Here is a 22,221-nt window from a genome sequence, read left to right as displayed (position 1 = left end):
CGGCTCTCTCGCGATCACGAGGGCTTGCCCGAAAGTTCGGAGGCGTTTATCAGAATCGCCTCCTGCCATCGCCTCTTGACCAAGCTCGCGCCTGCATACCCATCGTGATGGGAATCAAACACTCTCTAAGATAGTGTTTGATTCCCATCACCATCGGGATACCTGCTGGCAGGCGCAGGCGCGCCTGCGCCCTTTTTATTATGTGATGTAGAAAAGGTTCGAAGAACCTTTTCTACATCACATAATAAAAATCTGTTTGAGCACCATTGGTGCGAAAACTCATGCGCCAGGATGGCGAAGACAATGGGAATCAAACACTTTGTAAGAAGAGGGAAAAAAGTTAATAGCTATCACAAGCTTTCTTGTGTTAAAGCTCCTGTTGGCCTGATTGCTTCTGAATGAATAGAAGATGAAATTTTTCGGCTCGGTGATTTTGGAGCCTGTTTAGGATTGACCCATACTAGCATTGATGTGGTATACTTTGTGTCAATGGCAAACAGATATTTTGCAGGTAAATAGGGACTTATGGCATATTTAGGTTGTGCTTGTTTGTGGAGTGCAATTCAATAGCGGCCTTGTTTATTCTGCGCTTAGTATATCCATATGTGTGATAAGGATTTAAAGTATTTATAAGCCTAAATCAGCATGCTTAATGGATAATATGTCTTTGTCATGAACATTGGTTTACCAATGAAGGTTTGATTGAGGAATATGTCTGCAAGACCTGGCAGGAAGCAATGGAAGCGAGAACACACACCTCTGCTCTGGAAGAGTCTGCAATAATTGAACGCGTTGCTCGTATTGTATCCAGTGTGCGCGGCGCGAAGCCTGATTATACCCGTTTAGCGGCAGAGTTAGAACCTGCTGTTCCCTTTGATATTTTTGGTGTGGTGCTGTTGCGCCATGACCGTCAGGCGGTCAGAGTAACCGTGTGTCAACGTGAAGATGGGAATTGGATGGCACATCCACATCAACATCCTCTGGACGAAAATATGCTGGAGCTTGTATTGCAGAGGCGTTCCTTGCAGGTTCACAATTATCCCGATGGCTTAGATGGTCTTCCAGAAGAGAGTGGTTATGCTCTCAGTGCCTTTCATGATCTTCACTCAACCCTTATCGCTCCATTGATGGTAGAGAATCGGGTATTGGGGACGCTCGAATTGGGTAGCAAGGCCATGCATACCTATGCGGATAGTAATTTGCAACGGCTGGTGAATGCAGTGGTACGCGTATTGTCCGCTGCGATTGAAAGCGTGCAACTGGGTGGGAACGCAGCGATTCAGGATCGACAGCGGCAAGCATTGAAAGATGTCACCAGCGCTTTAACCTCCACAATGGATCTCTCCACCGTTTTGGAACAGATCGTTTCAGGAGTATCGAAAGCGCTCAATGTCTCATCGTTTATCGTCTTATTAGATCGGCGAGGCCAATCCTTACGCCTGGTGAGCCAATCTGGTTTGGACAGGACGTTGCTGGAGCGTATCGTGCAGCAGAGCCGTGCCATGAGCGAAAAAAGTATCTTTCTACAGACGTTGAAGCGGCGGCAACCGCTGGTTACCTCCGACATTGGCAATGATGAGCATTATCTTTATAATCACAATCTGACCACGGAATTGGGCATCCATTCCCTCTATTGTTATCCTCTGGCAACTGGCGTGACTGCCTATGGTGCACTGGTTCTCTGTTCAACTGAAGCAGGCGGTTTTACTCCCCTGAAGGCCGATATTCTTGCACTTTTTGCCAATCAGGCCACCGTTGCCATCCATAATGATATGCTCTTGACCTCAGTCAATCAACGCCATAGATTTCAGGCATCCATCGAGCGTTTTGAGCAGTCGCAGCAACTGTCTATTGAACGGACGCTAGCCGAGCAGGAGCGCGATGAACTTGCGCTGTTAAAGTCCATACGGGAAGAGACCCAGCGTACCTTTGGCGTTAGCTTTGGTAGCCTGATCAATTGGATGAGCAAGCATCTTTTGACGCCCGATGAGCGTGATTTGCAGGCTATTCGTGAAGCTATACAACATGAAAGCATGTTCAGCCTGCACAGATCTCCTATAGAGCTTGAGCATACCGGGTTCTCTCCTTTATTATTTGAAGAGCAGCCCTTTGATGCGCCGGCGGCTTTTGTTGAGACCCAGAATCTACTGGTTCAAACTGCTGAGTCTGCCTTGACCCGGGCGGCTATGCTGGGTGAGCTGGACCGTTTAATCACGCACTTACAACAATCGACCAACTGGGTAAAGGATGCCTGGTTTGTCATAGACCTGAATGGTAATTGCCTGTATATGAATCCTGCTGCTCGTCAATTATGCGAGTTAAATATGGATGTCCTGACCCCTGATTATTATTCACCTTTACTGGTGCCATCAATGATGGATGGTCAGGGAATCGGCTTATTCATTGAAGAGGTTTTCGCACCACTTATGTTTCGCATGCGCAATGAGGCAGAAGTGCGTAGCTACTTACAAGAGTTTACGCAGGATAGTATTATGTATCGGCAAGAAGTGCGCTGTGTGCTTGCCGATGGTCTACCTGGGGCGGGCGCGCAGCAGGGAGCAGATGCATCCGTGGCTCGCAACGAGGGAGAGCCCGGCGATCACCATTACCAGTTTACCCGTTACCCTCTCTATACCCAGATAGGACAGTTAGAAGCGGTGGCTTTACAGGTACAAGATGTGACTGAGCAGGTGCGTGACGAAAAAAACCGTTCCGCACTCTTATCAGCGTTTTCCCATGATTTGCGTACACCATTGACCACCATTAAAGCCGCCGTAACAGGACTTCTGGAGTCCGATTTGCCCTGGGATGATGCAGATCGTCGCGATACACTCGTCGATATTGATAGTGAAGCGGATCATTTGACTGTGCTGGTCAATGCGTTAATTGAATTATCCCGTATTGAGATGGGCGCGATGGAGGTTAAACGCGAGTGGTGTGACGTGACGGAAATCCTGCATGGTATTCTACCAAAACTGAAACGGACCCTAGCAACACGCAGGTTAGTGCCACAGATAGCATCGGCGGTCCCTCTGGTCTATGTTGATCATGCGCGTTTGGCACAGGTACTGTTTAATCTGGTAGAAAATGCTGCCCGTCATAGTCCAGATGGTTCAGAAATAACCCTCTTGATACAGACTCTTGATGAGGATGTACCACAGTTGCAGATTCAAATCATGGATCAAGGTGTACGCATCCCAGAGCAGGAGCGAGAACGTATTTTTACCTCGTTTCAGATGCGACAATCCTATGGCAATGGTTTGGCTCTGGCAACCTGTAAAGGGATTGTCGAGGCTCATCAAGGACGTATCTGGGCGCAGGAGTCAAAAGCAACGAGCGGCTCGTGTTTTGTCTTTACACTGCCAATCAATCCACAAACTATTGTTCATATAGAAGAAAGAATTGCTGATTGATCCCGATGGTGGGAACGCGGCATCACCCACACGGAGCTAGCTGAAGGGTGGGGATTGTGGTGAGGGTTCATGACAGCAGGTCAGAATACCTGCGGAGGAGGACCACTTTGAGAGTGAAAGGGAAACGCATTCTGGTTGTTGATGATGAACCGCCTATTCAACGTATTTTGAAGCGTAATCTGACCTTTGGTGGCTATGAGGTGCTTGTCGCTGAAAATGGCTTGCAGGCAGTTGAGATGGTCAAGCTGCATCAACCAGACCTGGTGTTGCTGGATATTTGTTTACCAGGAGATATGGATGGTGTAGATGTGTGTGTACACGTGCGCGAATTTACACAGACTCCAATTATTGTCCTTTCAGCTGTCTCTGAAGAGAAGCAGAAAATTAAGGCGCTTGACTGTGGTGCAGATGATTATCTGACAAAACCATTTAGCAATGATGAGTTGCAAGCACGGGTACGGGCCTGCTTACGTCGATCAAGTGCGACGGAGATGTCTAACGAACGCGATCCAGAGGTCTTGACGAGTGATGATGGCTATCTGCATATGGATGTCGTACGGCGGCAGGTACGTGCTGGATCGCAAGAGGTGCGTCTGACCCCTACTGAGTTCGAATTGTTGCGCCAGCTGATGCTTTACGCTGGTAAAGTAATGACACATCGCTCGTTGTTGCGCGCTGTCTGGGGACCAGAATATGGCGAAGAGGCTGATTATTTACGTGTGTATGTGCGGCAATTACGCCTCAAAGTAGAGGTCGAACCTTCACGTCCCCAGTATATCGTCACCGAACCCGGAATTGGCTATGTTTTTCGCTCTCAAGGAGAAGCGCAAAATTCTTAATAGAATTTTAATGCCTGGACGTGATTTTTTATAGCGGCCTAACTCATTTCGGCGTACACTCTATGAAAGAGTATTTTTCAAATTTTTTGCCAACTCGTCTATGCCAGTTAAATAGGATGTGTGGATAAGTAGCAGAATAATGCAGGGCTGAGATAGTACCAGATAGCGATAGACGTGCTTTTTTATGTTATAGTATGTCATTGTACCTTCTGGTATTACAAGACGATTCGATGTATGATGTGGATGTGACTTTGTGGGGGATGGAGAACATGACAATTCCGCGCCTTTTTGCATTTCTCGCTGGTGGCGCGTTGTTATATCTATAGGCCAGAAAGCATGTGCTTCATGGCACAGTAGCAGAATATGCTTGACGTTCCATGCACAGATGGTAGGGGGGTGGTTGTTTGGTTGGTTGTTATAGGGGAGACCTTTTACCTATGATGCTAAAAGGTGAACATTTTTTTGAGATAATAATAGATATGTGTATGTGGTAAATGAACGGGTCTTTGTATTGTGGATGAATGGTATCGTGTGATGCGCTCTCCGTTTGTTGCGCTCACTCTTTGCTTATCTTGAAATGAGCGTGTGGACGTGCCGGGGTGCCCTCTAAGCCACTCATATGTCATTCTAAGCAAAAAAAGCTGTTCTATACATTGATTGTTGAACAGGCGTTTTTTGCTAGCATGTAGGCAAGCGATTTCAAGGATGAAAGATCGCCCATGCCTGCGACAAGACCGCTTGCCATGCATAGAACAAAACAAGCGCAAGCTAGTCTGGTAAAGGAACTGGAAGAAGAATGGAGCAGCAAGACCGCATCATGGATGGAGATCTACAGACGCTAGGTCTCCAATCTATTCTAAAAATGCTTGCCCTGAGTGGAAAAACTGGAAAGTTATTTGTAACATCAGGACCAGAAACGCTTTCTATTAGCCTGCGCAAAGGGCAAATTGTAGGATTACATGAGGATGGTGTATCCCAACCTGATATTCTGGGGATGCTCTGCCTGTTAAATAGATTAGATCCTTCGCGCGCACAGCATATTCACGATCTGGCGCGTGGTGACTTTCAGATGTCTCTCGCCCTGCTCGTTGAGCGTGGTATGATGAATCCGAATGAGATGCAACGTCGCCTTGAATTTCAGGTTACACAGGCGATCAGCCATGCCCTACGCTGGGTAAATGGGCGTTTTGCATTTCATCGACAGGTTATACCCCTGGAAAGCAAGATGCAGCCATTGGATGTTGATTCAGTGCTACTGGAGGCTTTGCGGCAGGCGGACGAATGGGAAGAAATCATGGGCGAGGGAGTAACGCATCTAACACGGACCACAGTGGCGCGTTGGCAGCCAGAGGTCAGTAATGATGTGCGCAACCTGGGCCTTAATCAAGAAGGTATCGAAGTACTCTGTCTTGCCAATGGGGAATTGACCATGCAGGCAGTTGCCCTGGCTTTAATGTCTCCTGAGGCGCGTATCGCACGCGTGATGGCACGTTTATTGGAGCTGAACTTAATCGAGGTTGTTGATACAACGCTTGAAACGGAACTTCAGGGCAATCTCTCTAATATTATTATCAAGAGTCAGTATTTGTTGGCGCAGCAACATCAGAACTCAAATCCAGAACAACATTTGTTAGGTTTAATCAACACACTATCGGCCTGTATCAACGATCTTCTGGCTCATCATGGCTCCTATGCGCGGAGTTTGCGTGGTCGTGGGAAGATTCCTTCTATGGAAATTGCCCGTTATCTTGAGCGCCGTTTTGTGCCGCAACTACAAGCCCTGGCTCAGCATCAATTTCCTATTTTAGAGACCACCTCATTCCACTATGGGCAACTCGATTGTAATGATATACTCACGTTAAATAAAGTTGTCAAAGGTGAGCAACTCGAAGAATTCTATTGGGATGCCGTTAAGGGATTAGTTGCCTTTATGCGCATGGTTTTTACAGAACTGCTGCGCGATGAGGTGGGCAATTCTCATGTCGGTCGGCAACTCAATGTTGCCTGGCGTATATTTCTCTCCGAAATCGATCATGAAATCCAACAATATCAAATTTATCGGGCGCATCGGAACACGCAGACATCTCGAGGACGTGAAAACATTCAACCCTCATCACTTGGCATAGTACAAAACTGGCAAAATCCCGCTGGTGCTACCGGGGATATGTGGTCGCCAGATACACGAAGGAGGTCAATCTAATGGCAGAACCCATTGTGCTGGTCGTGGATGATAGCCCGACAGTCCGGAAAATCGTCCAAATGACATTACAAAGAGAGCATATTAAAGTGGTTACCGTTGGAGATGGCCTGAGTGCATTGACCTCTGTCGCCGATGAAATGCCTGCTTTAATCCTGTTAGATATCCAACTTCCCAGGATGGATGGGTACCAAATTTGCCAGATAATACGCAAACACTTGCAGTTTCGGCAAATTCCCATTATTATGCTGAGTGGGAAGGATGGCTTGTTTGACAAGATGCGAGGCCGCTTAGCGGGATCTACAGAGTATCTTACCAAACCGTTTGACTCGGCTGAACTCGTGCAAACAGTCAAGAAACATCTTGCAAATTGGCAAGAACGTGCCCCATCACAGCAAGAAGGGGCTCGCCCGCGCTTACGCTATCGTGGCTAATCCCCAGTAACAGTACCTGTGATGCCTGGCATCCTGGGTAGGGTGGATTGAAGGGTCGGCCAAAGCTTCCCGCCATCGGTTAGCTTGTTAGGAAAGGTTATAATTGGATGCCTGGGCAGAAAATTTTGGTTGTGGATGATAGCTGGACGGAACTAACGATGATCGTTGCTCCATTACGCAATAGCGGCTTTGATGTTGTTACAGCCGTTGATGGTGATGAAGCTGTCGAAAAAGTATTTAAAGAGCGTCCACAATGCATCGTCCTGGATGTTGTGTTGCCAAAGCAAAATGGTTTTCAGGTGTGCCGCAAATTAAAAAATTCGGAACTGAGCCGGCATATTCCAATCATCTTGCTCACGTCGAAAAACACCCCACTAGATAAATCCTGGGGAATGCGACAAGGGGCTGATCTCTATATTACCAAGCCCTTTAATAGTGATGAGTTAGTAGCCAGTGTGCGGAGTCTCATTTGAGATATTGCACCAGCAGGATGGATGGGGGGATGGTTCTCCCCTTCCTTTCTTGCCTATGAATGTCGCATAGGATGCCTCTCGCCTCTTGTGCCTGAGATGGAGTAATTTTTTTGTGTCCAGTGAAGATCAAAAAAAGCGTGATGCTTTTGCAGCAATTCAACAATTAATTTCTCAGTCGCCATCTGTGGCAGCGTTACAGTTGCAGTTGGCACAGGGGCAATTTGGGGTTGGCGCTCCTAATGGGGAGATACCTCCTATTGGAGAACAATATCTGGTGTTCGCTTTAGCTGATCGTGAGTTCGCGATAAAGGCTGAGCTGGTACAAGGTGTTGAACGGCTTGTAGAGTTAACGCCCGTGCCCAATGTCATGTCCTGGGTCAAAGGAGTCATGAATTTACGTGGCTCTATTGTCTCGGTGGTCGACTCACGTATGTTTTTAGATCTGGAACAGGTGCCATATACTCCACGTACCCGGTTGTTATCATTACAAAGTAATGATATGGTTATCTGTCTGGTTGTGGATGCAGTAAGTGAAATGTTGCCAATTTCGGCGACGGCAATCAATGGAAATGTGCGTCAAGCATCGATTCCATCCTGGATTGTGCCTTACTCAAGTGGAAGTGCGTCATTGAATAATCGTACGATTGTAATTTTGGATGTGGCCCGTCTTCTCTTCTCCGAAAAAATGCAGCGCTATAAGGCCTAATGATAATAGTGCGGCGACCTGTAGTATGGTCACGTAAATTGAGATAGATATATTTTTATCAATGGAGGTCTGGCGGATGAATCCTGATCAAAATAAGAGCGGCTCAGCGCTAAGTGGCCCATATCTTTTGGGGCTGATAGGCTCGGTCGTGGTACCTTTAGTTCTTTTTGTCATACTTGCCTTTTTAATTTTAATCAGCAATCTGTCTAACTCGAATCTCGCCATTATTGCTTTTGTAATGGCACTGATTGTGGTTGTTATTGCGGCACTTGCCAACTTGAATGTCCAACGAAATGTGAAAAATCGTTTAGTTTCCTTGACCGAGGTGTGTCGCGATTTTGTCAATGGTGATCGCTCGGTACGTGCGGCGGTCTCTGGCGATGGAGAACTCTCCCAGCTTGCGAGCTCATTAAATTCTATTCTTGATAATCAGAGTTCTACACCAAATGTTGCGATGGGCGGGGTGGGAAATGATGCCGCAGCCCTGCAGGCACAGATTGAGAAACTGCTGCAAGAGGTAAGCGCGGTCGGTGATGGTGACTTGCGCGTGCAGGCAGAGGTAACGCCTGACACCCTGGGTGTACTGGCTGACTCGTTCAACTACATGATTGAAGAGTTGGCGAAGGTCGTGGGTCGTGTACAATCTACAGCTGTACAGGTGACGAATGCCACCCGTCGTATTCTGGATCGCTCGGCTGAATTGGCTCAGGCGACAGAGACACAGGTGAAACAGATTGCACAGACCACCGAGGCTGTTGAAGCCCTGGCTATCTTTATTCAAAATGTGGCTCGTAATGCTCAGTTAAGTGTGGATGTAGCGCAAGAAGCGTTGCAGAGTGCGACTAATGGTCAGCAAGCTGTACGCCAATCGATTGAGGGTATGATGCTCATTCGTGAGAATGTGCAGGAGACCTCGAAGAAAATCAAACGCCTGGGCGAGCGTTCCAATGAAATTGGTGAAATCGTTCGTATCATTGAAGATATCGCTGATCAAACGAACTTGCTGGCGCTAAACGCCGCTATTCAGTCTGCGATGGCTGGTGAACATGGACGTGGTTTCGCAGTGGTTGCCGACGAAATCCGCCTGCTGGCTGAGCGCTCAACAGAATCGACGAAGCGAATTGCAACCCTTGTGAAGAGTATTCAGGGTGATACGTATGAAGCCGTTGTGGCTATGGAAGATAGCACACAAGAAGTGGTGAAGGGATCACAACTGGCTGATGATGCTGGCCGTTCACTGAACTCTATCTATAGCGCAGTAGAACGACAGGCTCAAATGATTGAAAGTATTGCCCGTGCTGCTAATGAACAAACACCTGTATCTGAAGCTGTAGCGGTAGCAATGGGCCGTATTTCTGAGATTACCCGTCAGACAGACGCCGGTACCCAGGAAGCGGCTGTTAGTGTAAGTTATCTGGCTGAACTTTCTGAGCAATTGCGTGCATCGGTATCCACATTCCGTTTGCCGGATCGTACAAATGACATGCTTAGCTCGTTCTCTAATATAGCATCCTTTGGGGATGGTATGCATCAGGGAGAGCAATCGTTTAATAGTGGTGCACTGGATAATAATGCAGAGAGCGGCTGGAACCAGAGTTTTTCTGGCAATTTTCCACCCTTGCCTGAGCCAGGAAATACTGGTTCGTTAGTTTCATTGGGTTCACGTTCAGGACAATTCTCGCTTGGCAATCAGCAGGATTTTGGTAATCTGACTCAGATGTCACCGGGTGGTATGCAGCCACAAATTCCAGCACCAGCAGGTTTCGGTGGTAATGGAAACAATCAGGCATTCTTTGGAAATCAATTAGATTTCAATGACCTGGGCGATTTTGATAATCAGGGGCAGGGGATGAATGCTGGATTTGGCGCACCACAGTTTAATGCTGGAGCCAATTTTGGGAATCCTGCTCAGCCATATTTCCAGCCTTCAAATCCTGGATTGGGTCAGCCACCGGTACAGAACAACGCGGGTCTGCTCCCGACACCGTACCAACAGCAGCCCTATCAGCAGCAGCCCTATCAGCAGCAGCCATACCAGCAGCAGCAGCAGCAACAGCAACAGCAGCAGCAACCGGGCCAGGCTCAGAATCCACGCCCACGCTGGCAAAGCGGGATTCACGAACAGAATCAATAATTGTTCTTATAAACGAGATACGGCAGTGAGACTATAGGTGGATCTGTCGTATCTTGTCTATAGAAGTATGATGTTATTATTTTCTGGATACAATGCAATTTTGTTGAACTGAAAAGTAGAAGAGAAGTAACATCAGAATAGTTAAGTGAGTACGCGCAACATGTCGAACACATTTGATAAACTATCCGTCCTCGACTCGTTTATCGAAGAGGTGAATAGCTATTTGCCGGAAATCGAGACGAACCTCGAGCGATTGGCTCAGTCACCTGGCGACATGGATGCCCTCGAAGAAACTTACCGCCGCACTCACACCATTGGCGGTTCCGCTTCCATGATGGACTTCCAGGGCCTGGCCCATGTGGCACATGGTATGGAAGACATCCTGGGTGATGCAATAGAAGGGTTAATTACGCTGGATGATGGCTCTCGAGGTCTTTTGCAGCGTTCGTTAGGCCGATTGCGTCAACTCCTGGAGGGTATCCGCGGTGGCATTGATGAAGAAGCAGTGATTGCGGAGGATGATGCCGACTACGCTCGTTATAGCGCTCTAGTTGATGCAGCGTCAGCACCTGATACTTTAGGTATGGCGGATGCATTTGCTGTTCCATCTGGTCAGGTTCAGCCTACATCCTCTGCGTTTTCATCTACTCCATCGCTCTCGATGCCGTTATCAACTGCCCCACTCTCATCTTCGATGCCGTCGTTTGATGAAGTGCTGGCGTCATTCCGCACCCAGTCGCCAACATCAAGTGAAGATATTGGTTGGCCTGAGGAGCCGGCGCTGGTGACACGCTTTGATAGTACATCTTCGCTGTCTCCTGTGCCTGCAACGCCAGTTTCGGCAGTGCTACAAACACCAGAGGGAGAGCCATTATCGCCAGAGCAAACACCTCAAAATGCCCCTACCAGCGCTTTTGAGTCATTGATGGCTTCAACGCGGCACTCGCAAGCGTTTCCGCCCCTGGCTTCAGTCCCAGCAGAAAAGACGCCGCCCCCTGTTGCTCCTGCTCTCCCACCATCAAATGCAGCACCGGTACAACCTGTGACGTATTCGCCTTATGGTGAACAGGCAGTAGAGAGAGTGCAACAACGTACTATTCCGCAGGTACCTGCCGTTGTTCCTTCTGAGGAACAGGATCGAGCGTTGCCAGTTGCTTTCGCTGATATGCAACAGGATATGCAGACATTGGAGAATCAGGCGGCATCTCTGAAAAGCGTAGTGACACAGTTGCGCAATTCTATGAGTATTATCGAAGCGCAACGAAGTGAATTTAAGGGCTTCTTAGATGGTTCCAAAGATGCCCTCGACCGTATGGAAGAGTGGGCCGGTAAGGCGATGGGCTTGAACTTGCGCAATAGTCCCGAGCAAGTTCGACGGTATTTACCACTTTCTGTGATGTGGGTGTCCAATTCCAGATTAAAAAAGGTTTTGGATCTCATTCAGAAGATTACGAGTGGGGTGGAGTTTACTGATGAGCAATTATCTACCACTCTGCAACAACTTCATACCTCTATCCAATCTTGTGGTGAGGCTTTTGAGCAATTTCAGCAACCAGTTCCTGACCTCCGACAAGATGCGGGTTGGAGTCCCTGGAATATTCAGGTGAATCAGGATAGCCAGGCGTTGCGCGAACGGGTGACGTTTGAGCGGCAGGGCGATCCAGCGGTTTTACGTGCTGAGATTGAGGCGCAGGTTCGTGAGGAAATGCGTCAGGAGGCTCAGGCGAGCATGGCCGCCCATGAGCGGGCTGTGCTGGAGCAACAGATCCGTGCAGAAGTACGTCAGGAATATGCTGAACGGCAACGTTTGCAAGATCGTGCGGCCATCCTCGAGCAGCGTGGACCTGAGTCTACCCAGGAGCTTGAGGAACGGTTGCGCAGTGAGATCGAAATCCAGGTACGACAAGAATTCCTGGATCAGATCATGCGCGATGGTGTTCCTGGTTTTTCTTCCCAGGGCACCTCAAACACAAATGCTAATCCTACGCAGGGACGGGCAACTACCATCCCACCTTCCTCTTTCTCCGCGCCTTTCCCTGATGTGCTGGTCAATTCTTCCACGCCTGCGCCACTGGCACCTCGGTCGATGCCGGTTACAGAGGCGACTGGGAAAACAACCACCGCTTCATCGTTTAGCACCAATGATTTTGGCGAGGATGCGGCAGAAATCTTCCGCCTGGAGGCCGAAGAACATCTCCAGACGATCAGTATGCATGTGGCGGCACTGGAAAAAAATCCGAACAATCGCGATCTGATTCAGGGGATTCGGCGTGCAACGCACACACTCAAAGGTGCTGCTGGCATGATGGGTTTCCAGACAATTGCGGATCTGAGTCATGTATCTGAAGATTTGCTTGATTTGATTATGGAAGAAACGATGTCTATCTCACCAACGGTGGTGAGCTTGATCCTTGATACCGCTGAGGCATTGGAACTTCTGATTACAGGCAATGATGCTTCAACTGCTGATCCCAAAGTGCGTGAACTCCATCAGCGCTACGTTACATTTCTGGGTGAGCGCAGCTCTTCTTCTGTCCAAATGATTGAAGAAGATCTGGATGACGATGATCATACGCCCGATGTGACTCATGAGTCGAATGTACTGGAGGGATCGGCCGCCGATGGTCCTTCTCCTCGTACACGCGGTGACCTTAGTGTGCGTGTGCGACTCTTGAAATTGGACGAACTGGTTAATCTGTTTGGTGAGATGCTGGTTAATCGTAGTGTGCTTGAAGAGCGTATTCAGCGTTTGGTCCGTCTGGTATCAGATGTCGCGGTAAGTAGTAATCGTCTTGCTGATGTAGGACAAAAGCTGGATAGTCGTTTTGAAGCTGCGACACTGCCAAGTGGTCGTTCCGTACAGGTGATGCCTGGCGAGGGCAATCAGAGCCTGACACGTGGGACGCAGAATGCGCTGATTGGATCGAATACAACAACCAGCCTGCCAACCCCGCTTCCGGGGGGCAATGGTCAGAATCGAAAAGATCCCGCAGTGCCAGATTATCTGGCGGAGTTTGATGAACTGGAACTGGATCGCTATACCGAATTCCATCAACTGGCTCGTGGTTTGAGCGAGGGTATTTCGGATATGGCGACGCTCAGTACTGAAATGGATACCATTATCCGTGAATGTGAAGGTGTGTTTGCGCGTGAGAATCGCTTGAATACAACTTTTCAGGATCGTTTGATGAAGGTACGTCTGGTTCCTCTGGCTACCATGGCTCCTCGTTTGTATCGCGCTGCCCGTGCTGTTGCTTTGAAGCAGGGAAAAGATATCGATTTTGTGCTTGAAGGTGAGACAACCGAGGTTGATCGTACCGTCTTTGAGGAAGTTTCTGGACCCTTGCTCCATCTGATCCGTAATGCGGTTAACCATGCGATTGAGAAGCCTGATGTGCGTGTACGGCATGGCAAGCCACCCGTTGGGCTGATCAAACTCTCTGCCTCGTATGAGGGTAATCAAATTATGATTACTGTCCGTGATGATGGTAGTGGTATTGATCGTGAGCAGGTCCGTCGCACTGCTATTGCCCGTGGACTGATTCGTGCTGATCAACAAATTGGCGAGGATGATGTGGTGTCCTTGATCTTCCAGCCAGGTTTTTCCACTGCTGCTGTGCTGAGTGAGGAAAGTGGGCGCGGCGTAGGACTGGACGTTGTGCGCGATAGTGTGTCTCGCCTGCGTGGGACGCTGGTGGTAGAGTCGGCTCCTGGCCAGGGAACTGCTTTTACTATGACCTTCCCCACCAGTCTGGCTATTCAGAGTGCGATGATGGTGCGGGTCGCCGGCCAGGAATTCGCTATCCCAACGGTCCACGTGGAGTCGATTGGCCGTTTGGATAACTTTAAACGTACTGGTTCAGGCGCACAGGAAGCGGTCATCGTGCGTAATGACCTCTATCCGCTTCATATGCTGGCGCAGTATTTGTCCTTGCCCACAACTATGACCCTGGATGACAAGGCTCAGTTGTTGCTGGTCAATGCCGGTGGTCACCGTGTGGCTCTGGTGATTGATGAGATTCGAGGGAAGTTCGATATTGTGATGAAGAACCTGGGACCCCACCTGCGTGAAGTCCATGGCATTGCTGGTGGTACTGTGCTTGGTAATGGTCGCGTTGTCCTGGTCCTGGAGCTGAACTCGTTGCTTTCTTCAAAGGTCAGTAGTGCGTTTACCCGCCAAGAGACACCTACCCCGGCTGGTCAGGTGCGACAGCGTGTGGATGTTTCGCATAAGCAGCAAAGCGTGCCATTGCGATCATCGACGAGTGTAGAGACTGGTATTGAACGTGGCAAACACTTGCTGGTAGTTGATGATAGTCCGAGCGTACGTCGTGTGGTGAGCAATATGTTGAAGCAGCATAATTGGACAGTGCAGATGGCGCGTGATGGCGTCGAAGCGCTGGAAATGATTTCAGCTGAAACACCCGCCGCCGTGTTGTTGGATATTGAGATGCCTCGTATGGATGGCTATGAGTTGATTTCAACAGTACGCGCACAGGAACAATATCGTTCTCTACCATTGGTGGTCCTGACTTCGCGTGCGGCTGCAAAACACCAGCAACGTGCGATGTCGTTGGGGGCAAGCGCTTATGTGGTCAAGCCGTACCAGGATGAAGAATTGCTCAACACGATCAACTCTCTCGTTTATGGAGCCGATGTTCGTTAGTTCTTGTCATGTGTAGGTACATGATTTTTCGATACTGTTATTGATACTATTGTGCTCTCGTGACAGGCAAATGTGCTTTACAGAAGAGGCCCAGAAAGTCCCCCATTTTTATATGAGGGATGAATGGGCCTTTCTTTGTTCAAAGGATGCTTATGGTATCATTGAGTTAGTGAAACTGACATTTAGATCGAGGTCAAGGCAGGTGAAATATGGGTGTTGAACGCGCTGTTACCCGCTGGTATCTTCAGCGGCAAATGATCCTCAACGAAATTGCTCTGTTAGAGGCTCAGGTTGCACAGATGCAGCCAGCCGAGAAGCCTGTCATCCAGGCAATAGGATCGGTGGTGGCGGATGAGAGTGCGATGGCTGGGGATGTGCGACGGCAATTAGCCATGGCCCAGGCTAAATTGACTGCACTGGGCCATTGCCCTAAACCAATGATGGGATAGTTGCCTGTTGCTCAGGCTGGTTGTGTTTACGCTTGAGCAACGAGAGTTGTGGCTATCTTCTGTCCCATCTCTTCTGTATTGACTGTCCTGGCACCAGTACTTGCCAGATCCTCTGTGCGATATCCTGCCTCTATCGTCTGCGCGACCGCAGCTTCAACGGCGCTGGCTTCATCCTTTAAGCCCAATGAGTATTGAAGCAGCATCGCAGCTGATAAAATAGCGGCAATTGGATTAGCCTTGCCCTGGCCGGTAATGTCAGGTGCCGAGCCATGAATGGGTTCGTAGAGTCCTAACCGTCCATGAACTGTCTTGTGGCTACCCAGGCTGGCTGAAGGTAGCATGCCCATTGAACCTGCCAGGACCGATGCCTCGTCGGTTAATATATCCCCAAACAGATTTTCAGTGACGATGACATCAAAATTGCTGGGACGGCGGATCAAGTGCATCGCACAGGCATCAACCAGGATATGCTCAAATGCGATATCTGGATAATCAGCTGCCACGCGATCTGCTACCTGCCGCCAGAGGACTGAGGAACTGAGCACATTCGCTTTATCCACAGATGTGACTTTTTTCTTGCGATCCCGCGCAGCATCGAACGCGATGCGCAGAATACGTTCGATTTCCGCCTCTGTATAGAGCAAGGTGTCGATAGCATCTGTGCCGTGCTCGGTTCTACGGATTGCACTGGGTTTACCAGGGACCGGAGGTTCCAGATGTCCATAGTAAAGTCCGCCTGTCAGCTCACGGACAACCAGCAGATCTGTCCCTTTGACAATTTCCGCTTTGAGTGGTGAGGCATTGAGAAGACTATCCAAAGGCTTAACTGGACGTAAGTTTGCGAAGAATTGTAATCCTTTGCGCAGTTTGAAGAGCGCTTCTTCTGGCTTTACTTTAAAGCGACCATCGTAGTTAGGGAGACCACCCACTGCTCCAAAGAGGATTGCGTCGCTTTTCTGACAGAGCTCAAGTGTTGCCTCTGAAATGGAGTCGCCTTCAGCCTCAATCGCGGCCACTCCGACGAGCCGTTTGTGGTAGGTAAAGGTATGTCCGAAGCGTTTGGCTACCGCATCCAGCACTCGGACAGCCTGATCCGTAACCTCGGGCCCGATCCCATCTCCTGCTAAGACAGTAATTGTATAATTTCCCATAATGTCTCGTCTTTCTTACGATCAGATGCGTTCCAGACATGAGAATTGGAAAGCCCTGACCTGAAAGTGGTCAGGGCGTCGTATCTTGTGTGTACCCACATCATCCTGGTGATACGTCTTCTTTATAGACGTATCCATGCGGTCATTGCGGACCGAATTCAGGGAAGTTGTTCTGCTAGCCTGAGAACGCACAACTACTCCACAGTTTACCAAAGCGTAATGCTATCTGACAAGGGCGGATGATAGACTCTGATCAGACTCCATCTGCTGCCTCGCCTGGTGTCGCACGGCAGGCGAGCACGCGCTTGCGTATTTATAGCACGGCCGGGCGAAACGTGCTATAATAATGCCGGATGGAGTGTATATACATCGCCCCCGTCTTAATGAAGAACCCTACAACAATCCTAATCAAGCAATAGGTGCTGCTGAACCATTGCCTAGGAGTTTAAATTTATGAGCAGCGATATCAATGAAAATGGGAGTACAGCAGGCCGTCGTAAGCCAGTACCGATAGCGATGGCAACTGGACCCCATGAGTATGTCCCAGGAGACCAGGAATTCCCGGTTCAGCTGACGACTGTAGCTGAAATGTTGCAGTGGGCACAAAACTGGGCTCGGTCTAAATCTGTTTGGCCATTTAGTTATGGTCTGGCGTGCTGCGCTATCGAAATGATGGCTTCGGCGCAAGCACATTATGATCTATCTCGTTTTGGCTCTGAAGTGTTCCGTTCGAGCCCTCGTCAGTCTGATCTGATGATTGTAGCAGGAACTGTTTCTGTGAAGATGGGTCCGCGCCTACGTCTTCTCTGGGAGCAGATGCCAGACCCCAAATGGGTATTGAGTATGGGTCAGTGTGCCAATTCAGGTGGCGAGTTCTATGATAGCTACTACACTGTGCAAGGTGTTGATACCCTTGTTCCGGTAGACGTTTACGTACCTGGATGTCCTCCACGCCCGGAAGCGTTGATTGAGGGTATTCTCAAGTTACGTGAAAAGATCGCTAAACAAGGTCTCAAAGTGCGCGGCGAGAACGAAATCGAGGTATAGTGTATGCGTGGTATCCTGGAAGGTATGGGCCTGACCTTTAGCCACATGTTTAAGCCAAAGGTTACACGCCTCTACCCCTATGAGAAACCCAAACTGCCACCGCGCAGCCGTGGTTTGATTCAGTTAATCGCGCAGGATGGTCTGAACACCGAATTCAACTTGAAGTGTGAATCCTGCCTGCTCTGTGAAAAAGCCTGTCCTCCTCGTGCTATCACGATTGAGTATGAGCCACTCCACGAGTGGAAAGACCGCCCATGGTTCAAGTCCTACATCCGAGAGGGCGCTGAAAAGTTTACCCCTCGCAAACTTGCTCCAGCAACCGGTACTTCCCATGCGGGCTTCTATAAGTCACGTATTTCGGAATATGCGGTTGAATATGCGAACAAGCCGGTGACCCCCTGTGTGGCTATGCCGGTAAAAGACCATTTGGAGCCGGAAATTGACCTGAGTAAGGTTGATACATTACTGTTATCATGGTCACGCGAGGCTTCAGCCTTAGCGGGACTGCTGGATGCAGTGATGGACATCTATGGTTATCTGCCATTACAGGCTGCCAAGCGTATTGTTCAGGCTCGCGGTGTTGACCTGAGTGATATCTTTGGCATTGCTACCATGAGCCCGAAGTTTAAGCCCGCCCCGGCTACCAAGGGTATCAAGCGTGATGATCAGCCAGCACGTGGGTTAGCATCGAGCAAACGCGGCGTATGGGGAAATATTAATCATGTGAGGCAGCCAGATGCCTAAATTTGAACAATCTCATCGTTTATTGCGGCAGAATACCGATGCCGATGTACGCTCTTTGAGCGCATATCGTGGCATCAGCGGTTATGCTGCCCTGGAAAAAGCCCTTCGTGAACTGACTCCTGAACAGGTCAACCAGCAAGTCATTGACGCAAAATTGCGTGGACGTGGTGGCGCTGGTCGTCTGGCTGGCGAGAAATGGCGGATCGTGCGGGAGTCGGAAGACGAACAAAAATATGTTATTTGTAATGCATATGATGCGGATGCTCGTTCATTAGCTGCCCGCACATTGCTTGAGCGCAATCCTCATCAGGTTATTGAGGGTATTCTCCTGGCAGCCTATGCTGTAGGCGCGACGGAGGCTTACCTTGTCACACGCAGTACCACACCAGAGGGCGCAACCGCAGTTCAACAGGCTCTACAAGAAGCCACTGAAGCCAATTTAGTCGGGCGCGATATTCTTAGCACTGATTTTTCTTGTACCATCAATGTGCTCGGCGTCGATATTGGTTTTATGGGTGGTGAAGAGACTGTTCAGATGGCGGTCATTAAAGGTCGTCGTGGCATGCCTGAACAGCGTCCTCCTTTCCCGGCTCAATATGGATTGTGGGACAAGCCAACGGCAATCAATTCTATTGAAACTCTGGTGAATGTACCAGGAATCATCCGTGATGGTGCCGTGGCCTTTGCAAGTGCTGGTTCGGCATCTACAGGTGGCACGAAAATCTTAACTATCTATGCTTCGCCAGGCAGCGAACCAACTGTGGTTGAGGTACCCTTTGGTGCTTCACTGGGTGATATCCTGGAACATGCTGGACTGCATCCTACTGAAAGTGATGTTCGTGCTATTGTGGTAGGTGGAGCCGAAGGGGGAGCACTCCCTCTCTCGCTGCTGAATACACCTTATGATTTCGATCCTTTGGAAGAGGCGGGTGCGATTGTTGGTTCGGGCATTATTGAAGTGCTTCCCAGCAACACTTGCATGGTTTCCTGGGCTCGTGAGCGTAGCGCTTACCTGAGCAAAGAATCCTGCGGTAAATGTGTGCCCTGTCGCCTTGGCGTGAAGCGTATCACTGGAATCCTCGAGGGGGTTGTGAGTGATCTTGGCGTCAACGGAGATCTCGACGTACTGGATGAGTTCGCCGAATATGTGCCAAATGGTTCATTATGTGGTTTTGGTGTACAGGCAACAAATCCTCTGAAAACCGCCAAGCGCTACTGGCCTGAGCACTTTACCTCGCATATTCAGGAGTTACAGTGCCCAACTGGTACCTGTGTCCCGGTGCGTGCCCATCGCTTTGTCACCAAGCACGTTCTGCCGTAACTGTACTGCAAATTCTTGCATTACAAATTTTGAACCTAGGAACTTCGGAAGAGGAAGTACATGGCTATATCGATCCGAGATAATTTCTTTCTCACCTCTCAAGAGGCGCAGCCTCCGATGGTGCGTAATGAGCATGGGCATCCTAGCTTTACGCTGACCGTCGATGGCAAGACGTTACAGGCTTATGAAGGCCAGACCATCTTGAGCGTGGCGATTGATAATGGGATTTCGGATATCCCAAATTTGTGTAATGACGAAAAGTTGGAGCCAACCTCCGCTTGTCGTATGTGTCTGGTTCACGTCGAAGGCGCTGAGCGTCCTCTGCCTTCCTGTAATACTCCTGCTGAACCAGGCATGGTGGTAACGACGAATTCTGATGAGCTATTTCATATTCGCCGCACGAATCTGGAAATGATGCTCTCTGACCACAATGCCTACTGTCAGCCTCCCTGCCAGGTGGATTGCCCGACACATATTGATATTCCAGGCTATCTGGAGTTGATTGCCCAGGGTGAGATGAAGGAAGCGGCTCGTCTGGTAAAAGAGGTGTTGCCTTTCCCTTTCACACTGGGTTTGACCTGTCCCGCGCCCTGTCAGAAGGCTTGCCGTCGTACGCTGGTAGATGAAGAAATCGCTATCTGTCGTATGCACGGTCACGCGGCTGAGACTTGCCTGCTTGATCCTCCTTTGCCTTACGTGCAAGATCCGCCAACTGGTAAAAAAGTTGCTGTTGTTGGTGGTGGCCCTTCTGGTATGACTGCTGCCTTCTATCTGGCTATGCGTGGTCACTACTGTAAGATTTTTGACATGCAACCCCAGGCTGGTGGTATGCTGCGCTATGGTATTCCTGAGTATCGTTTGCCAAAGGATATGATGGATCGCGAGTTCGCGCAGTTGTGGGATATGGGTATTGATTTCCAGGCCAATGTCAAACTGGGTCGCGACTTTACTATCGATGATCTGTTTGCACAGGGCTTTGATGCGGTCTATCTGGCTATCGGCTGTTGGACCAGTAATGATCTGCGTGTTCCTGGTGAGGATGCAGAGGGCGTGGTGAACGCCATTCGTTATCTGGGTGACAAAGTTGAAGGTAAGCCAGTGCCTGTGAAAGACGGTGATGAGGTTATTGTGATTGGTGGTGGTTTCACTGCCTTTGACTGTACCCGTACCTCGTTACGTCTGGGTGCCAAAGTCCACACGATGTATCGTCGTGGTCGTACCGAGATGGGCGCGACAACTGAAGAGGTTGAAGACGGTGAAGCAGAAGGTACACATCTGCAGCTGTATGTCAGTCAGACGCGTGTCGTTTCGGAGAACGGTCGTGTGACCGGTGTTGAGTTCCAGCGCAATAAATTGGGAGAGCCTGATGCCAGCGGTCGCCGCCGTCCCGTACCAGTTCCCGGTTCTGAGTTTGTGCTGAACTGCGATACCGTTATCCCGGCTATTGGTCAGGCTGTGGATACCAGCGTGCTTGATGATGCTTCTGGCATCAAATGGACGAAGTGGAAAACCATCCAGACCAATCCCCATAACTTTATGTCAGATCGCGAAGGCGTTTTCGCTGGTGGTGATTGTCAGATGGGTGCGAAGACCATTATTGAAGGTGTCGCACAGGGTAAGCTCAATGCACGTTCCATCCATTCCTACTTGATGGGTGAGGACATGAACGAGGTTGCGCGCCGTCTGGAACTGGAAGAGCGCCGCCCTGATCTCTTCGACATCGTTCCCTACAAGCCGGTCGAGCCCAAGGTGAAGATGCCGATGCTCCCTTACGAGCAGCGCGAGAAGAGCTTTGGTTTGATCGAGATGGGCTACTTGAAAGAGCAGGCCCAGCGTGAGGCATCCCGTTGTCTGCAGTGCGCCTGCCCGGCTGCTGGACAGTGTGATTTGCAGAAGTACAGTATCGAGCATGGTCTGGCGGACAACCGTTTCCACGATGGTGAGCCCAGCGACTACCATGATTACGATCTGGATCTCTCGCACAGCTTCATCTTGCGCGATCCCAACAAGTGTATCAACTGTACCCAGTGTGTGCGCGTCTGTCACGATGTGATTGGTCCAGACTGCTATGGCATGTTTGGTAAGGGCTTCGATACGATTGTCTCGACGCCATTCAACGTCAGCTTGCATGATACTGACTGTGTCTCCTGTGGAGCCTGTGTGCAGGTCTGCCCGACTGGTTCACTGATGATGGCCGAGCGCGAACTGGCTCGCTACTCCTTTGCACTGGATCGCTGTATCTTCTGTGGTGATTGTGTCGAGGTGTGCCCTCACGGTGCCCTGGGTGAAACCCCCAACTTTGAGCTCTCGTTCTTCAATCGCTTTGGTGAAGATGTGACGTTGGAGAAAAATGACCTGGCGAATGCGCCGGACTATCTGGTACGTCAGCGCTTGCCGCGTGGCAAGAAAGCCCTGCCCGTGATGAGTCCACTGGTGCGTCCGTTGCCTGCTCGTAGCATCCGCGACTAAGCATCTAACAGGAAATATGCTCCAGAAAGCCGGGCCTCGTTATGAGGTCCGGCTTTTTATATGTCACAGGAAGTTGCCTTACTGTAAATCGAGCATGTATATAGAAAGATTACTTTTTTCAATGTCTTTACTCCTGGCAATCACTGGAGTAATATAGAGGGAGATTTAACGTATTTGA

14 protein-coding genes are annotated in these 22,221 nt (G+C 49.5%); 13 read left to right on the top strand and 1 reads right to left on the bottom strand.

Annotation, left to right across the window (positions count from 1 at the left end):
* Nucleotides 1-737: 737 nt before the first annotated feature.
* The 9 genes from F1593_RS13870 (at nt 738) to F1593_RS13830 (ending at nt 15,311) form a co-directional block, all read left to right on the top strand.
* A complete protein-coding gene (locus F1593_RS13870) occupies nt 738-3,413 on the top strand; it encodes a sensor histidine kinase (protein WP_149402170.1) in 2,676 nt (891 codons plus the stop codon).
* Between the two features lie 113 nt (nt 3,414-3,526).
* The gene (locus F1593_RS13865) at nt 3,527-4,252 is read left to right on the top strand and encodes a response regulator transcription factor (protein ID WP_149402169.1); all 726 of its coding nucleotides are present in this window, start codon (nt 3,527-3,529) and stop codon (nt 4,250-4,252) included.
* 796 nt (nt 4,253-5,048) lie between these two features.
* On the top strand, nt 5,049-6,452 hold the full coding sequence (locus tag F1593_RS13860) for a DUF4388 domain-containing protein (RefSeq protein ID WP_149402168.1): 1,404 nt from the start codon (nt 5,049-5,051) through the stop codon (nt 6,450-6,452).
* Nucleotides 6,452-6,883 carry a response regulator gene (locus tag F1593_RS13855; protein WP_149402167.1) on the top strand — a complete coding sequence of 144 codons (432 nt, stop codon included), beginning with the start codon at nt 6,452-6,454 and terminating at the stop codon, nt 6,881-6,883. The genes F1593_RS13860 and F1593_RS13855 overlap by 1 nt, the downstream gene beginning before the upstream one ends.
* 107 nt (nt 6,884-6,990) lie before the next feature.
* On the top strand, nt 6,991-7,356 hold the full coding sequence (locus F1593_RS13850) for a response regulator transcription factor (RefSeq protein WP_149402166.1): 366 nt from the start codon (nt 6,991-6,993) through the stop codon (nt 7,354-7,356).
* Nucleotides 7,357-7,468: 112 nt separating this feature from the next.
* Entirely contained in the window at nt 7,469-8,062 is a 594-nt protein-coding gene (locus tag F1593_RS13845; protein ID WP_172632110.1) for a chemotaxis protein CheW, read from the top strand.
* A gap of 76 nt (nt 8,063-8,138) precedes the next feature.
* Nucleotides 8,139-10,196: a methyl-accepting chemotaxis protein gene (locus tag F1593_RS13840; protein ID WP_172632109.1), complete on the top strand. Its 2,058-nt coding sequence runs from the start codon at nt 8,139-8,141 to the stop codon at nt 10,194-10,196.
* A 160-nt stretch (nt 10,197-10,356) separates the two neighbouring features.
* Complete coding sequence (locus F1593_RS13835) at nt 10,357-14,862, top strand: hybrid sensor histidine kinase/response regulator (protein ID WP_149402163.1); 4,506 nt, start codon at nt 10,357-10,359, stop codon at nt 14,860-14,862.
* A 209-nt stretch (nt 14,863-15,071) separates the two neighbouring features.
* A complete protein-coding gene (locus F1593_RS13830; protein ID WP_149402162.1) occupies nt 15,072-15,311 on the top strand; it encodes a hypothetical protein in 240 nt (79 codons plus the stop codon).
* A gap of 26 nt (nt 15,312-15,337) precedes the next feature.
* Here F1593_RS13830 and leuB read toward each other — a convergent pair whose 3' ends face one another.
* A complete protein-coding gene (gene leuB, locus F1593_RS13825) occupies nt 15,338-16,462 on the bottom strand; it encodes a 3-isopropylmalate dehydrogenase (protein WP_149402161.1) in 1,125 nt (374 codons plus the stop codon).
* 516 nt (nt 16,463-16,978) lie between these two features.
* Here leuB and F1593_RS13820 point away from each other — a divergent pair.
* The 4 genes from F1593_RS13820 to F1593_RS13805 are packed head-to-tail and all read left to right on the top strand — an operon-like array spanning nt 16,979 to nt 22,043.
* Nucleotides 16,979-17,509 (top strand): NADH-quinone oxidoreductase subunit B, encoded by a 531-nt coding sequence (locus tag F1593_RS13820; protein WP_172632111.1) that lies wholly within the window; start codon nt 16,979-16,981, stop codon nt 17,507-17,509.
* 3 nt (nt 17,510-17,512) lie between these two features.
* Entirely contained in the window at nt 17,513-18,253 is a 741-nt protein-coding gene (locus F1593_RS13815; protein ID WP_149402159.1) for a hypothetical protein, read from the top strand.
* The gene (locus tag F1593_RS13810) at nt 18,246-19,574 is read left to right on the top strand and encodes an NADH-ubiquinone oxidoreductase-F iron-sulfur binding region domain-containing protein (RefSeq protein ID WP_149402158.1); all 1,329 of its coding nucleotides are present in this window, start codon (nt 18,246-18,248) and stop codon (nt 19,572-19,574) included. The genes F1593_RS13815 and F1593_RS13810 overlap by 8 nt, the downstream gene beginning before the upstream one ends.
* A gap of 60 nt (nt 19,575-19,634) precedes the next feature.
* Nucleotides 19,635-22,043: an FAD-dependent oxidoreductase gene (locus tag F1593_RS13805; RefSeq protein WP_149402157.1), complete on the top strand. Its 2,409-nt coding sequence runs from the start codon at nt 19,635-19,637 to the stop codon at nt 22,041-22,043.
* Nucleotides 22,044-22,221: the final 178 nt, after the last annotated feature.

The sequence above is a fragment of the Dictyobacter arantiisoli genome (assembly GCF_008326305.1).
In the GTDB taxonomy this organism is placed as follows: Bacteria; Chloroflexota; Ktedonobacteria; order Ktedonobacterales; family Ktedonobacteraceae; genus Dictyobacter; species Dictyobacter arantiisoli.
This window is presented reverse-complemented; position numbering and strand designations above follow the sequence as displayed.